At 64.3% G+C, this 13,740-nt stretch carries 15 protein-coding genes and 2 pseudogenes; 15 read left to right on the top strand and 2 right to left on the bottom strand.

Translation table 11 applies throughout. From position 1 onward, the window contains the following. Nucleotides 1–12 precede the first annotated feature (12 nt). From HDG33_RS27470 to HDG33_RS27460, 3 genes and pseudogenes are all read left to right on the top strand, one after another. A complete protein-coding gene (locus tag HDG33_RS27470) occupies nt 13–1,416 on the top strand; it encodes an MFS transporter (protein WP_184036503.1) in 1,404 nt (467 codons plus the stop codon). 51 nt (nt 1,417–1,467) lie between these two features. Beyond that, nucleotides 1,468–1,624, top strand: a pseudogene (locus HDG33_RS27465) (Gfo/Idh/MocA family oxidoreductase); the annotation flags it as partial. Next, nucleotides 1,615–1,701: pseudogene (locus HDG33_RS27460) on the top strand (3-dehydroquinate dehydratase); the annotation flags it as partial. The pseudogenes HDG33_RS27465 and HDG33_RS27460, both read left to right, overlap by 10 nt. A 37-nt stretch (nt 1,702–1,738) precedes the next feature. On the opposite strand, the gene HDG33_RS27455 reads toward HDG33_RS27460, so the two are convergent. Then, nucleotides 1,739–2,818: a hypothetical protein gene (locus HDG33_RS27455; protein WP_184036500.1), complete on the bottom strand. Its 1,080-nt coding sequence runs from the start codon at nt 2,816–2,818 to the stop codon at nt 1,739–1,741. Nucleotides 2,819–2,937: 119 nt separating this feature from the next. Here HDG33_RS27455 and HDG33_RS27450 point away from each other — a divergent pair, with 119 nt between their 5' ends. From HDG33_RS27450 to HDG33_RS27430, 5 genes are all read left to right on the top strand, one after another. Then, nucleotides 2,938–3,843, top strand: coding sequence for a LysR substrate-binding domain-containing protein (locus HDG33_RS27450; RefSeq protein ID WP_184036497.1), 906 nt, complete (start codon nt 2,938–2,940; stop codon nt 3,841–3,843). Nucleotides 3,844–3,941: 98 nt separating this feature from the next. Further along, on the top strand, nt 3,942–4,616 hold the full coding sequence (locus HDG33_RS27445) for an HAD-IA family hydrolase (RefSeq protein WP_184036494.1): 675 nt from the start codon (nt 3,942–3,944) through the stop codon (nt 4,614–4,616). Between the two features lie 34 nt (nt 4,617–4,650). Beyond that, nucleotides 4,651–5,799: a DSD1 family PLP-dependent enzyme gene (locus tag HDG33_RS27440; RefSeq protein WP_184036490.1), complete on the top strand. Its 1,149-nt coding sequence runs from the start codon at nt 4,651–4,653 to the stop codon at nt 5,797–5,799. Between the two features lie 144 nt (nt 5,800–5,943). Next, complete coding sequence (locus tag HDG33_RS27435) at nt 5,944–6,780, top strand: RNase A-like domain-containing protein (RefSeq protein WP_184036487.1); 837 nt, start codon at nt 5,944–5,946, stop codon at nt 6,778–6,780. Between the two features lie 7 nt (nt 6,781–6,787). Further along, nucleotides 6,788–7,081, top strand: a complete 294-nt coding sequence (locus HDG33_RS27430; RefSeq protein WP_184036483.1) for a contact-dependent growth inhibition system immunity protein — start codon at nt 6,788–6,790, stop codon at nt 7,079–7,081. A 29-nt stretch (nt 7,082–7,110) separates the two neighbouring features. Here HDG33_RS27430 and hpaR read toward each other — a convergent pair whose 3' ends face one another. Next, a complete protein-coding gene (gene hpaR / locus HDG33_RS27425; RefSeq protein WP_184036471.1) occupies nt 7,111–7,518 on the bottom strand; it encodes a homoprotocatechuate degradation operon regulator HpaR in 408 nt (135 codons plus the stop codon). Between the two features lie 191 nt (nt 7,519–7,709). Between hpaR and HDG33_RS27420 the strand changes: the two genes are divergently transcribed. The 7 genes from HDG33_RS27420 (at nt 7,710) to hpaI (ending at nt 13,725) form a co-directional block, all read left to right on the top strand. Beyond that, nucleotides 7,710–8,483, top strand: coding sequence for a fumarylacetoacetate hydrolase family protein (locus HDG33_RS27420; RefSeq protein ID WP_184036460.1), 774 nt, complete (start codon nt 7,710–7,712; stop codon nt 8,481–8,483). Beyond that, nucleotides 8,480–9,238: a fumarylacetoacetate hydrolase family protein gene (locus tag HDG33_RS27415; RefSeq protein WP_184036450.1), complete on the top strand. Its 759-nt coding sequence runs from the start codon at nt 8,480–8,482 to the stop codon at nt 9,236–9,238. Before HDG33_RS27420 ends, HDG33_RS27415 begins: the two co-directional genes overlap by 4 nt. Nucleotides 9,239–9,278: 40 nt before the next feature. Then, the gene (gene hpaE / locus HDG33_RS27410) at nt 9,279–10,736 is read left to right on the top strand and encodes a 5-carboxymethyl-2-hydroxymuconate semialdehyde dehydrogenase (protein ID WP_184036435.1); all 1,458 of its coding nucleotides are present in this window, start codon (nt 9,279–9,281) and stop codon (nt 10,734–10,736) included. Nucleotides 10,737–10,818: 82 nt separating this feature from the next. Continuing rightward, nucleotides 10,819–11,682: a 3,4-dihydroxyphenylacetate 2,3-dioxygenase gene (gene hpaD, locus HDG33_RS27405; protein ID WP_090806341.1), complete on the top strand. Its 864-nt coding sequence runs from the start codon at nt 10,819–10,821 to the stop codon at nt 11,680–11,682. Nucleotides 11,683–11,701: 19 nt separating this feature from the next. Next, on the top strand, nt 11,702–12,100 hold the full coding sequence (locus HDG33_RS27400; protein ID WP_184036432.1) for a 5-carboxymethyl-2-hydroxymuconate Delta-isomerase: 399 nt from the start codon (nt 11,702–11,704) through the stop codon (nt 12,098–12,100). A gap of 7 nt (nt 12,101–12,107) precedes the next feature. After that, complete coding sequence (gene hpaH / locus HDG33_RS27395) at nt 12,108–12,911, top strand: 2-oxo-hept-4-ene-1,7-dioate hydratase (RefSeq protein ID WP_184036429.1); 804 nt, start codon at nt 12,108–12,110, stop codon at nt 12,909–12,911. 10 nt (nt 12,912–12,921) lie between these two features. Beyond that, entirely contained in the window at nt 12,922–13,725 is an 804-nt protein-coding gene (gene hpaI / locus HDG33_RS27390) for a 4-hydroxy-2-oxoheptanedioate aldolase (protein WP_184036426.1), read from the top strand. Nucleotides 13,726–13,740 lie beyond the last annotated feature (15 nt).

The raw sequence follows: 13,740 nt of genomic DNA, 5'->3' as shown, positions 1-13,740 counted from the left end.
TCAGGAGGCGTCATGCAAACGAACGCATCGGCAAGCAGCGGGCATAGCTCGCAGGCGCGCAAGGCTACCGCCAGCGGCTGGATCGGCTCGGCACTCGAGTACTACGATTTCTTCATCTATGCGCAGGCCGCCGCCCTGATCTTTCCTCAGCTGTTCTTCCCTTCCGGTAATCCCAAGATCGCGATCGTCGCATCGCTCGCAACCTACGGCGTCGGCTACGTCGCGCGGCCGATCGGCGCGGTCGTGCTCGGGCACTGGGGCGATACACACGGGCGCAAGAACGTACTGCTCGTCTGCATGTTCCTGATGGGTCTGTCGACGATGGCGGTCGGTCTGCTGCCGACCTATCAGCACGTCGGCTTTCTCGCGCCGGTGCTGCTCGTCGTGCTGCGACTGATCCAGGGCTTCGCGGTCGCCGGTGAAATCTCGGGCGCCAGTTCGATGATCCTCGAACACGCGCCATTCGGGCGACGCGGCTTTTACGCGAGCTTCACGCTGCAAGGCGTGCAGGCCGGCCAGATTCTGGCCGCCGCGGTCTTCCTGCCGCTCGCCTATTTCATGAACGACGCCTCGTTCAATGCGTGGGGCTGGCGCATTCCGTTCCTGCTCAGCGCGGTCGTTCTGATCGCCGGGTACATCATCCGCCGTGAAGTCCACGAAACGCCCGCGTTCGAGAAGGAGGACGCGAGCGGCGGCGTGCCGCGCTCGCCGATCGTCGAAGCGTTCAAGTACAACTGGGACGACATGCTGCGCGTCGTGCTGTGCTCGCTGATGAACGTGATCCCGGTCGTCGCGACGATCTTCGGCGCGGCGTACGCGGTGCAGCCATCGTACGGCATCGGCTTTTCGAAGAGCCTGTATCTGTGGATTCCGGTGATCGGCAACATCGTCGCGGTGCTGGTGATTCCGTACGTGGGCAATCTGTCCGACCGGATCGGGCGGCGTCTGCCGATCATCGTCGGCTCGCTCGGCGCAGGACTGCTGTCTTTCGCGTATCTGTACGCAATCAGCATCCACAACGTGCCGCTCGCGATGGTGATGTCGATTCTGATGTGGGGCGTCATCTATCAAGGCTACAACGCGATCTTCCCGAGCTTCTACCCGGAACTGTTCCCGACCCGTTCGCGCGTCTCCGCGATGGCGATCGGCCAGAACATCGGCACGACGATCACCGCGCTGCTGCCGGCGCTGTTCGCCTACGTCGCGCCGCCGGGATCGCACAACGTGCCGCTGACGATCGGCGCGATCACGTTCGCCATCACGATCGTCTGCGCGATCGCCGCATGGAGCGCGCGTGAGAACTTCCGTGTGCGGCTTGGCGACCTGGGCGAAAAGAACGTCGTGCCGCTCGACAAGCTCAGCTACGACGCAATGCGCGCGCAGAGCATGGCCGACGCGAAAAAGGCCGCTGCTTGAGCCCGCTTGCCCTCTAACGCGTCTTGATCAGGACTTTCAGGGAACCCGCTCATGAACCGCACCCGGATCGCCGTCGCCGGCGCGGGGTACATCGGCCGCGCCCATCTGGGCGGTCGCGCAGCAAAGCGACGCGTGCACGCTGTCGGCGATCGTCGACCCGTCGCCCGCGGCCGAGGCGCTCGCGGCCGAGGCGGGCGTGCCGCTCTGGTCAAAGGACAGATTTGCGGCTTCGGCGTGGACAGCTATCTGCTCGGGCTGCGCGCGGCGGTATCGGCGGCGGGCTAGCCACGGGAACGCGCCGCGCGGCGCTGGCCTCGCACGGCTAGCGCCATGTTTCGGTCAACTCGTTGGCCAGCACTATCTTCTGGCGCACCGCCTCGACGAAGGCCGCGTCGATGCCCGCCTGCGCCTTCAGGAATTTAAGCGCGGCGGAATGCACGGCGCGCAACGCGCCGCCGTCGATGCCCGTCATACGCGCTGCGCCGCGGCGCGTTTCCTCGACCAGATCGCGCGCGCTCGTGAAGTCGGGCGACAAGCCGCATTGCGCGTCGAACGCGGCGCGCAGACCGGCCGCGTAGTCGCGCGACTCGCCGAGCCGCTCCATATCGATCAGCAAATCGACGCCCTCGCCCATGCGCAGCGCACAGAGGATCCACAACGCAATGAACGCGCGATACGCGTTGTCGCTGTCCACCGTGCGCGCGAATTGCTCGCAGGCGACGGCATACGCGTCATCGGGCATCGACGGTAGCGGCGGCAGGCGTACGCCGCACACGCCGATCGCTTCGCGCACCAGCGGGTCCATCTGATTCAGACCGAGCACGCGAAACGGCGCGGCGACAAAGAATGCATTGCTCCACTGCTGCCGCAGCATCCAACCCGATGCGAACTGCGATGCGGGATTGCGCAGCACGCCCACGTGCAGCGCCTCGGCAAACGCGCGCTTCAGCCACGGCAGACGACCGCCCGTGCGGCAAAACTTGAAGACGGGCACGCGGCCCTGCTCGATCGTGTGCTCGCTCAGCGCACGCAGATAGGCCTGCAGTGACGTGAATGTCGCATCGGGATCGCGCGTAAAGCGATCGATGCTGAAGCGCCGGTCGTAACCCGCCACGCCGCGCGCGTCTTCGCGCAGAAACGGGCGATATTCGTCGAAGTATGGTGCGGCGAGCGGCGGGTGCCCCGAGGTCAAGGTCGGCCGCGAGGCGGGCACGTCGGCGGGATTGAGATCGGCGAGCACATTGCTGAGCGGCTCGTAAAAACCGGCCGCGCGCTCGTGTTCGCGCAGCCGCGACCACACCCACGTGCCCGCGCTGCGCCAGCCCGTGTGCAGAAAAACCGCCTGTTTCAGCGGAGTATTGGGCGTGGCGTCGTACGCGGACGACTCATGAGGCAACGGCATGGGACTTCTCTTCCAATGGTTGGATCAATAGACTGGAAGCGCCACTTTACCCTGTGATCGATCCGGACGCATTATGCTGCGAGATTCCCCGCTCCCGCCATTGCACCCAGCTCGCACCCATGAACGATTCGGCCGATATTCGCTTCCTGCTCACGCTGCGCGCGAGCGGCAGCCTGATCGCCGCCGCGCGCCGACTCGCGCTGTCGCCGTCGGCGGTCACGCAGCGCCTGCAGCAACTCGAAAAGAAGCTCGGCATGCAGCTCGTGAACCGCAGCGCGCGCCGCCTGCAATTCACCGACGAAGGCCTGCTGCTGTGCGAGCGCGGCGCCGAACTGATCGAGCAGTTCGACGCGTTGTTCGACGATCTGCAAACGCGCCGCGGCGGCCCCGTCGGCACGCTGAAGATCAATGCGCCGCTCGGTTTCGGACGACGCCATCTGGCGCCGCTGATCGGCGAGTTCCAGCAGCAGAACCCCGACATCGACGTCGCGCTGACGCTGTCCGACCGGCCCTTGACCGAAACGCTCGATCGCTTCGATATCGTCGTGCATATCGGCGAGCTGCCGCCGTCGAACCTGGTCGGCTATACGATCGCGCCGAACGCGCGCTTCGTCTGCGCGGCGCCCGCGCTCGTCAAGCGAATCGGCCAGCCCGAATCGCCGGATGCGTTGAGCCGGCTGCCATGCATCGTGCTGCGCGAAAACAATGAGGACGTGTCACTGTGGCAGTTCAGCAAGGGCCGCACGCGCCGCGGCGTGCGCGTGTCCGCGCATCTGAGTTGCAACGACGGTGACGTGATCCGCCAATGGGCCTGCGAGGGACGCGGCGTGATTCTGCGCTCCGAATGGGACGTCGCCGAGGATCTTGCGAAGGGCAAACTCGTGCGTCTGCTGCCGGGCTGGAAAGCGCCAGACGCGAACGTGATCGCGCTCACGCATCAGCGGGCGGGACTGCCCGCGCGCACGCGCCATTTCATGCAGTATCTGCAAGGCCGCTTCAGGCCGTTGCCACCGTGGCGGCGGTGATTCAGTCCATCTGAATCTAACAGTCAACCTATCTGAACGCTGAAGTACTATCGAAAACCTATAATTGACTCATCCTCAACAGCCGGCCCCATGCAATCATGACTGCCGCCGCCCATTCCACCGACACCCCCGCCTACCCCGACGCGGTCCTGTTCGACCTGCTAACCGCCCTGCTCGACTCGTGGACCTCATGGAACCGTGCGGCAGGCTCCGACAAAGCGGGCCGCGCATGGCGTGCCGCCTATCTGCGTCTGACATACGGCTGCGGCCGCTACGTTCCCTACGAACAACTGGTGCGCGAGGCCGCCGCGCAAGTCGGTTTGTCCGAATCGGCCGCGAACGCGCTCCAGGCGAACTGGCTGAACCTGACGCCGTGGCCCGGCGCGCTCGGTGCGTTGCGCGCGCTCGCGCCGCACTGCAAGCTCGCGGTCGTCACCAATTGCTCGACGCGGCTCGGCTCGCAGGCGGCCGCGCTCTTGCCCGTGCGCTGGGACGCGATCGTGACCGCCGAGGAAGCCGGCGTCTACAAGCCGGACCCGCAACCGTACCGCCTCGCGCTCGACAAGCTCGGCGTCGCGCCGCGCCGCGCCGCGTTCGTCGCCGGCTCGAGCTACGACATGTTCGGCACCGCGGCCGTCGGCTTGCGGACCTACTGGCACAACCACGTCGGCCTGCCGCTCGTCACGGGAGCGCAGGCGCCCGAGGTCGAAGCGGCATCGCTCGATGGGCTGGTGCCGTGGCTCGCAGGCTTTGGCCGCGATCGCCGTCACTGAATCTCCAACCTCACCCCGCTCCTCAGGTGCAAACATGAAACTCGAACAGATCGAAACCCCGGCCGCGCTGATCGACGTCGCGCGGATGCAGAAGAACATCGCGCGGATGCAGGGGCAGATGAATGCGCTCGGCGTCGCGTTCCGGCCACACGTGAAGACCACCAAGTGCATCGACGTCGTGCGCGCGCAGATCGCCGCCGGTGCGCGCGGCATTACGGTGTCGACGCTGAAGGAAGCGGAAGCGTTCTTCGCGGCCGGCGTCAACGACATCCTGTACGCCGTCAGCATGGTTCCGTCGAAGCTGCCGCGCGCGCTCGCGCTGCGCCGCCAGGGCTGCGAACTGAAGCTCGTGGTCGACAATCCGACCGCCGCCACGGCGATCGCCGCGTTCGGCGACCAGCACGGCGAAACGTTCGAGGTCTGGATTGAGGTCGATACGGACGGACATCGCTCGGGCATCCAGCCCGAACAGCAGACGCTGCTCGACGTCGGGCGGATTCTGCACGAGAACGGCGTGAAGGTCGGCGGCGTGATGACCCATGCGGGTTCGAGCTACGAGTTGAATACGCCTGAGGCGCTCGCCGCGCTCGCGGAGCAGGAGCGCGCGGGCTGCGTGCGCGCCGCCGAACGGTTGCGCGAGGCGGGCATCGCGTGTCCGGCCGTCAGCGTGGGTTCGACGCCGACCGCGCTCGCCGCGCGGCATCTCGAAGGCGTCACCGAGGTGCGGGCCGGGGTCTACGTGCTGTTCGATCTGGTCATGCACAACGTGGGCGTTTGCACGCTCGACGACATCGCGCTTAGCGTACTCACGACCGTGATCGGTCATCAGGAAGACAAAGGCTGGGCGATTCTCGACGCGGGCTGGATGGCGTTAAGCCGTGATCGCGGTACGTCGCGGCAGTCGCACGATTTCGGCTATGGGCAGCCGTGTTTGCTCAATGGCACGTTGCTGCCGGACTATGTCGTGAGCGGCGCCAATCAGGAGCATGGGATTCTTGCGGCGGTTCCAGCCGATGCGCGAGCCGATGCACAGATCGACGACATCGCGCAGCGCTTTCCGATCGGTATGAAACTGCGCATCCTGCCGAACCACGCTTGTGCGACCGGCGCGCAGTTCCCCGAGTATCACGCGGTTGCGCCGGACGGCAGCAGCGTCGAATGGCAGCGGTTTTACGGCTGGTAGGTCGGCGGCTTCAAAACATGCCCGGCGCACTCGGCACACTCAAGGAGAACCAACGCCTTCTGCCAGAATCATCCATCGCCTATAGACGGACCGTGAATCCCGCCGTTAGCGTGGAGTCTCCACAGGAATACAGAGGATTCTTGCATGTCCGAGTTGAATGAACCAGACGGCGTTCGCGTCGTGCTGAGCGCCCCGCAACTGGCGGCGGTGCTGACCCGCCAATCGATCAGTCAGACCGAAATGCTTTCTAACCGGCTATGGGGCGGGTTGCAACTCGTCGGCGGTTTGCTGGAAATGGTCGGTGCTGGGGCATTGTGTGTCATGCCGGAACCGACCATGGCGAGCAAGGCCGGGTGTATTGTGTTCGGCGCACATGGGTCTGATACGGCATCGGCGGGTTTGCGTCAAATCTGGACGGCCCGGGATACGGCCACGCTGACACAGTTGGGCACGACGAAGCTGGCCGAGACAATGAGGGCGGGTCCTGACGCGGTGAACAACATCGGCCTCTTTCTTGATCTAGCAGTCTCGGTGGGCGTGGCCGGATCGATCAAGGCGGTACGGGCGTCCGAGATCACGATGGGCCGGTTCAGGCTGATGCAGCATGAAGCAAAGCCTGGCAGCCGCTTTGGCGGGCATACATTCGAAAAGCATGTGGCGCGGACTGAAGCACAGTTGCGTGAGCGACTGGCGCGCGAACCAAAGCGCCGGGTTGTTTCATCGTTCACTGATCTACAAACGGCAGAGTGGGCGATTTCCAAGGTCATGCAGGACAACACGGCCCGGATAACGACGTGGGCGCAATCTCATACCGGTTCCATACGACTGGAACTGATGGGCGATGCAGGTAGGCAGGTAGGGTACGGGGTCATTCGCAAGACGGGGGAGACGGTGAATCTGCGCAAGGTTCACATGTTCTTGATCCGGAAGGAATATAACGGCATGCCATACTACGTCCTGACCGCCTACCTGATGCCATGAGCTTACTGTGAAAGACGAATCACCTTACCCGAATCTGGATTTTCTGATTCATGGCTATTTCAATGAAGATTTCGATTTATGGGGCAACAACGTACAGGAAATTGTCACGTGCTTCAAAAAAGAGAGCGACAAGAGCCTTCATAAGTTAGTCGTGGATGAAATCGATCGTTTTGAAAGCGACCATTCCGCCAACCTGGACGGATATTTTGAGGAAATCTATGGCCTCTACGTTGATCCCGAACCGTGGGGTCACACGACCGCCTCATTTCTCGACGAAGTGAAGCGTCTCCTGAGAGAGTAGTTAGCCCCAAACCTGCCGCGAAACGTCGGTCACTCATCCTCTTCCGACAACCCCGCCAACAGATCGTCGACCGCGCGATACACGCGCTCGACGATCTCCGGTCCCACCTTGCGCTCGAGCTCGCGATAGTGCGCCTCGAGATCCTTCGAAATCACCCGCACCAGTTCGACGCTCGTATCGGTCAGCGACACGAGCACGCGCCGCTGATCCTCCGCGAAACGTTCTTTCGTCACGAGTTCCATGCTCTCCATGCGCGCGAGCACGCCGGCCATGCTCGGGCTCGAAATCGTGCAGATGTCGGAGATGTGGCGCGGCTCCATCGGGCCGTGCTCGTTGAGCGCGCGAATCACGCGCCATTGCTGCTCGGTGAGTCCATGCGCGGTGATCAACGGACGAAAATGCTCCATCATTTTTTCGCGGGCGCGTAACAACAGCATCGGCAAATTGCGGTGCAAAACTCGGGTGGACGCAGCGGACATGGTGGCAAGGAATCAGAAAAAAACAGCTGTCGAAGCTTACGGGAAAACCCGCGATCAAGCGGCAGCCTATTGACCGTCAATGATATCAAGCGGGATACTACTAACATCTTAGTGTTTTCGCAAAACTTTCGCCACGAGACTGCGCATTTATGTTTGCCCTTGCCGATCATCTGCTGCATCCCGAAGGCGACGCGCTGCCTCGCGACGTGGACGCGCACACCGCGGCCGCGTTGCTGGCACGCGGCGTTGCGTGTCGCGCGCCGGTCGGCGGCGCCGTGTACGGCACCCTGCTGAACGATCGCGCCGCCTTGAACGCGCTGGGCGACGCAGTGCATGCGGCACCGTACAAGGCACCGCCGAAAGCGCCGATTCTGTATCTGAAGCCGCGCAACACGCTGGCCGGGCATCGGGCGCGCGTGGTCGTGCCGGATAACACGCTCGGCGTCGAGGTCGGTGCGTCACTCGGCATCGTGATTGGCCGTACCGCGACGCGCGTCGGCGTCGAGCGCGCGGCGGACTACATCGCAGGCTATACGCTGGTCGGCGATCTGAGCGTGCCGCATACCAACGTGTATCGCCCGAACGTGCGACTGCGCGCATGCGACGGCTTCTGCGTGATCGGACCGGCGCTCGTCGCCGCGCGCCACGTCGCCGCGCCGGATCGGCTCGACATCGCCGTCTCGCTGAACCGCGCCGAACCGTTCACGGCAAGCACCGCAACGTCGGTGCGCAACGTCGCGCAATTGCTCGCCGACGTCACCGATTTCATGACGCTGAACGCGGGCGACGTGCTCACGCTCGGCGTCCGGCACGGCTCGCCGGTCGCGCACGTCGGCGATACGGCCACGCTGTCGATCGGCACGCTGCCGCCCTTGACCGTATCGTTCATCGGCATGGGTCAACACAACGGAGAACCGTCATGATGCGCGGCCGCGTCGCCTATGCGGGAGCGATTCACGAAGCGTATCCGCACGAGCAGGGTGTCCGCCTCGCCGACGGCCGCGTGCGTCGCGAGGACGAAGTGGTCTGGCTTGCGCCGATCGAAGTCGGCACGATCTTCGCGCTCGGCCTGAACTACGCCGAACACGCGAAGGAATTGCAGTTCAGCAAACAGGAAGAACCGCTGGTGTTTCTGAAGGGGCCCGGCACGGTGCTCGGCCATCGCGGCGTCACGCGTCGCCCCGCCGACGTCACGTTCATGCACTACGAGTGCGAGCTCGCGGTCGTGATCGGGCGAACCGCGCAAAACGTCGCGCGTGAAAACGCCATGCAGCACGTGGCGGGCTACATGATCGCGAACGACTACGCGATTCGCGACTACCTCGAAAACTACTATCGCCCGAATCTGCGCGTGAAGAATCGCGACGGCGGCACGGTGCTCGGCCCCTGGTTCGTCGACGCCGCCGACATCGCCGACGTCACGCAGCTCGAGCTGCGCACGTTCGTCAACGGCACGCGTCAGCAATGCGGCAATACGCGCGATCTCGTCACGGACATCCGCGCACTGATCGAATACCTGAGCGGCTTCATGACGCTCGCGCCCGGCGACGTGATCCTGACCGGCACGCCCGAAGGCATCGTCAACGTCAACACGGGCGACGAAGTCGTCTGCGAAATCGACGGCCTCGGCCGTCTCGTCAACACGATCGCCTCGGACGCGGACTTCGGCCGCGCCTGATCGACAGCAAAAACCCACCGAACAGCGAAAGGACAAGGCAATGCCGATCGACCATCTGATCAACGGCGAGGCGTGCACCTCGAGCGACTATTTCGAAACCGTCAATCCGGCCACCCAGGAAGTGCTCGCCGAGGTCGCACGCGGCGGCGCGAAGCAGATCGATGCGGCCGTGCAAGCGGCCAAAGGCGCCTTCCCCGTCTGGGCCGCGAAACCCGCCGCGGAACGCGCGAAGCTGATCCGCAAACTCGGCGAGCTGATCACGAAGCACGTGCCGGAAATCTCGGAGACCGAAACGAAGGACACCGGCCAGACGATCTCGCAGACGCGCAAGCAACTGGTGCCGCGCGCGGCCGACAACTTCAGCTATTTCGCCGAGATGTGCACGCGCGTAGACGGCCACACGTACCCGACCGACTCGCATCTGAACTACACGCTGTTTCATCCGGTCGGCGTGTGTGCGCTGATCTCGCCGTGGAACGTGCCGTTCATGACGGCCACCTGGAAGGTGGCGCCCTGCCTCGCGTTCGGCAACACCGCTGTGCTGAAGATGAGCGAGCTGTCGCCGCTGACCGCCTCGATGCTCGGCAAGCTCGCGCTCGAAGCGGGCATCCCGGCGGGCGTGCTGAACGTCGTGCACGGCTATGGCAAGGAAGCGGGCGAGCCACTCGTCGCGCATCGCGACGTGCGCGCGGTGTCGTTCACCGGGTCGACCGCGACCGGCAATCGCATCGTGCAAACCGCGGGCCTGAAGAAGTTCTCGATGGAGCTCGGCGGCAAGTCGCCGTTCGTGATCTTCGACGACGCCGACTTCGAACGCGCGCTCGATGCCGCGGTGTTCATGATCTTCTCGAACAATGGCGAGCGCTGCACCGCGGGCTCGCGCATTCTCGTGCAGCGCTCCATTTACGCGCGGTTTGCCGAGCGCTTCGTCGAGCGCGCGAAGCGCCTGACGGTGGGCGATCCGCTCGCGGACAGCACGATCGTCGGCCCGATGATCAGCCAGGGGCATCTCGCCAAAGTGCGCAGCTATATCGAACTCGGCCCGAAGGAAGGTGCCACGCTTGCGTGCGGCGGGCTCGATACGCCCGAATTGCCCGACGCCTTGCGTCACGGCAATTTCGTCACGCCGACCGTGTTCGTCGACGTCGACAACCATATGCGCATCGCGCAGGAAGAGATCTTCGGACCGGTCGCGTGCCTGATTCCGTTCGACGATGAAGCCGAGGCGATCCGTCTCGCCAACGATATTTCGTATGGTCTGTCGAGCTATATCTGGACCGAGAACACGGGCCGCGCGCTGCGCGTGGCAGCCGCCGTCGAAACCGGCATGTGCTTCGTGAACAGCCAGAACGTGCGCGATCTGCGCCAGCCGTTCGGCGGCACGAAGGCGTCGGGTGTGGGCCGTGAAGGCGGGACGTGGAGTTATGAAGTGTTCCTCGAACCGAAGAACGTCTGCGTGTCGCTCGGCTCGCATCATATTCCGCGCTGGGGCATTTAATCGCGACGTCAAACGAAATTGCTAAAGCATGGGACCGGAGTAAGAGCTGACGCTCTAACTCCGCTCGACACTGGAGACCGCGATGGGCAAACTCGCGTTGGCAGCAAAAGTTACACACGTGCCGTCGTTGTATTTATCCGAGCTCGACGGTCCGCACAAGGGTTGCCGTCAGGCCGCGATCGACGGACACCATGAAATCGGCCGACGCTGCCGCGAACTTGGCGTCGATACGATCGTCGTGTTCGACGTGCACTGGCTAGTGAATAGCGAATACCACATCAATTGCGCGCCGAAGTTCGAAGGCGTGTACACGAGCAACGAGCTGCCGCATTTCATCAGGAACATGCCGTACGCGTATCCGGGCAATGTCGGGCTCGGTCAGCTGATCGCGGACGTCGCCAACGAAATGGGCGTGAAAAGCCGCGCGCACAGCGAGACCACGCTCGAGCTCGAATACGGCACGCTGGTGCCGATGCGCTATATGAACGGCGATCAGCACTTCAAGGCGGTGTCGGTGGCGGGCTGGTGCATGTGGCACGACCTCGCGACCAGCGCGCGTTTCGGCCTCGCGGTACGCAAGGCCATCGAAGAACGCTACGACGGTACCGTGGCCATTCTCGCGAGCGGCTCGCTGTCGCATCACTTCGCGAACAACGGCACCGCCGAGCAGTTCATGCACAAAGTCTGGAGCCCGTTCCTCGAACAGATGGATCGCAGCGTGGTGCGCATGTGGGAAGCCGGCGACTGGAAGACCTTCTGCGACATGCTGCCGCTCTACAACGAGAAATGTTGGGGCGAAGGCGGCATGCACGATACCGCGATGCTTCTCGGTGCGCTCGGCTGGGATCGTTACGACGGCAAGGTCGAAGTCGTCACGCCTTATTTCGGCAGTTCGGGCACCGGCCAGATCAACGCGATCTTCCCGGTCACGCCGCTACCCGTCTGACACTCGCGAAGGGATCGCCATGCCTCACTTGACACTCGAATACAGCGCCAACCTCGCGGACGCGCAACGCCTCGGCGAACTATGCAAAGACCTCGCGCAGTGCCTCGACGCGCAGCGCGATGACGGCGAGCGCGTCTATCCGCTCGGCGGCATCCGCGTGCGCGCGCTGCGCTGCGACCAGTACTGCATCGCCGATGGGCGGCCCGACGCCGCGTTCCTGCACGCCAATCTGAAGATCGGCGCGGGCCGCCCGGAGGCCGTCAAGAAGGCGACCGGCGACGCGCTGTTCGCGCTGATCAAGCAGCGCTTCGACACTGAGTTCGAACGGCAGGGGCTCGCGTTGTCGCTCGAAATCAACGAGTTCAGCGAAGCGGGCACCTGGAAGCACAACAATCTGCACGCGCGGTTCAAGGGCTGACATCATCATGCTAGACGAACAAACCATCCGCGACCTCGCCGCGCAACTCGATCACGCGGAAAAGACCCGCACGCAGCTGCGGCATTTTTCCGTGCAGTATCCAGAGATGACCGTACTGGACGGCTACGCGATACAACGCGAGTGGGTCAAGCTGAAACTCGCCGAAGGCCACGTAATCAAGGGCAGGAAGATCGGCCTGACGTCGCGCGCGATGCAGCGCTCGTCGCAGATCGACGAACCGGACTACGCGCCCCTGCTCGACAGCATGTTCATCGAAAGCGGCCAGGACATTCGCGTGGATCGCTTCATCGCGCCGCGCGTCGAAGTGGAACTCGCGTTCGTGCTGAACAAACCGCTGAAGGGCCCCGGCGTCACGCTGTTCGCTGTGCTCGACGCGACCGCGTACGTGAGCCCGGCCGTCGAAATCATCGACGCGCGTATCGAGCAGTTCGATCGCGAAACACGCGCGCCGCGCAAGGTCCATGACACGATCTCCGACTTCGCCGCGAACGCGGGCGTCGTGCTCGGCGGCCGGCCGGTGCGTCCGCTCGACGTCGACCTGCGCTGGGTCGGCGCGCTGCTGTACAAGAACGGCGCGGTCGAGGAAAGCGGGCTCGCGGCGGCGGTGCTCAACCATCCGGCCACCGGCGTCGCGTGGCTCGCCAACAAAATTGCTCCGCATGACGAATCGTTGAATGCGGGCGACGTGATCCTGAGCGGCTCGTTCACGAGCCCGATTCCAGCCCGCGCGGGCGATACGTTCCACATCGACTATGGCCCGCTCGGCGGCATCGGTTTGAATTTCATCTGAACGCATCAATATGTCCTTGCCGAACAACCCCTTCAAGCGCGCGCTCGCCGAAGGCAGACCGCAGTTCGGCCTGTGGGCCGCGCTCGCCGACGCCTACGTGACCGAGCTGCTCGCCACCGCCGGCTTCGACTGGCTGCTGATCGACAACGAGCACGCACCGAACGACGTGCGCAGCACGCTGTCGCAATTGCAGGCGGTCGCCGCGTATCCGTCGCATCCGGTCGTGCGGCCGGTACGCAGCGACGCCGCGCTGATCAAGCAGTTGCTCGACATCGGCGCGCAAACGCTGCTGCTGCCAATGATCGATACGGCCGCGCAAGCGCTCGATGCGGTCGCGGCCACGCGTTATCCGCCACAAGGCATTCGCGGCGTCGGCAGCGCGCTCGCGCGTGCGTCGCGCTGGAATCGCGTGTCCGACTATCTGGACACCGCCGCCGACGAACTGTGCGTGATCGTGCAGGCGGAGACCGTGCAGAGCCTCGACAATCTCGTGGAGATCGCGCATGTGGATGGCGTCGATGGCGTGTTTTTCGGGCCGTCGGATCTGAGCGCGTCGATGGGATTGCTCGGCAAGCCGGGCGACGCGCGCGTGCGCGACGCGATTCGCCACGGCATCGACACCGTGCGCACCGCTGGCAAGGCAGCGGGCGTGCTCGCCCCTGATCCCGCGCTGGCGGCCGAATATCTGGCGGCGGGCGCGACCTTCGTCGCGGTCGGCACGGACACCGGCTTGCTGAGCCGCGCGGCCGCGGACCTCGCCGCGTCGTACAAGGACCTGGCGGCGAGCGCGCCGCAGGTCAAAGGCGGGTATTGAAGCGAAAGCCTTTCA

It is taken from the genome of Paraburkholderia sp. Cpub6 (genome assembly GCF_014201065.1).
GTDB classification, from domain to species: domain Bacteria; phylum Pseudomonadota; class Gammaproteobacteria; order Burkholderiales; family Burkholderiaceae; genus Paraburkholderia; species Paraburkholderia tuberum.
Note: the sequence above shows the minus strand (reverse complement) of the source record. Positions and strands in the feature narration are given on the sequence as shown.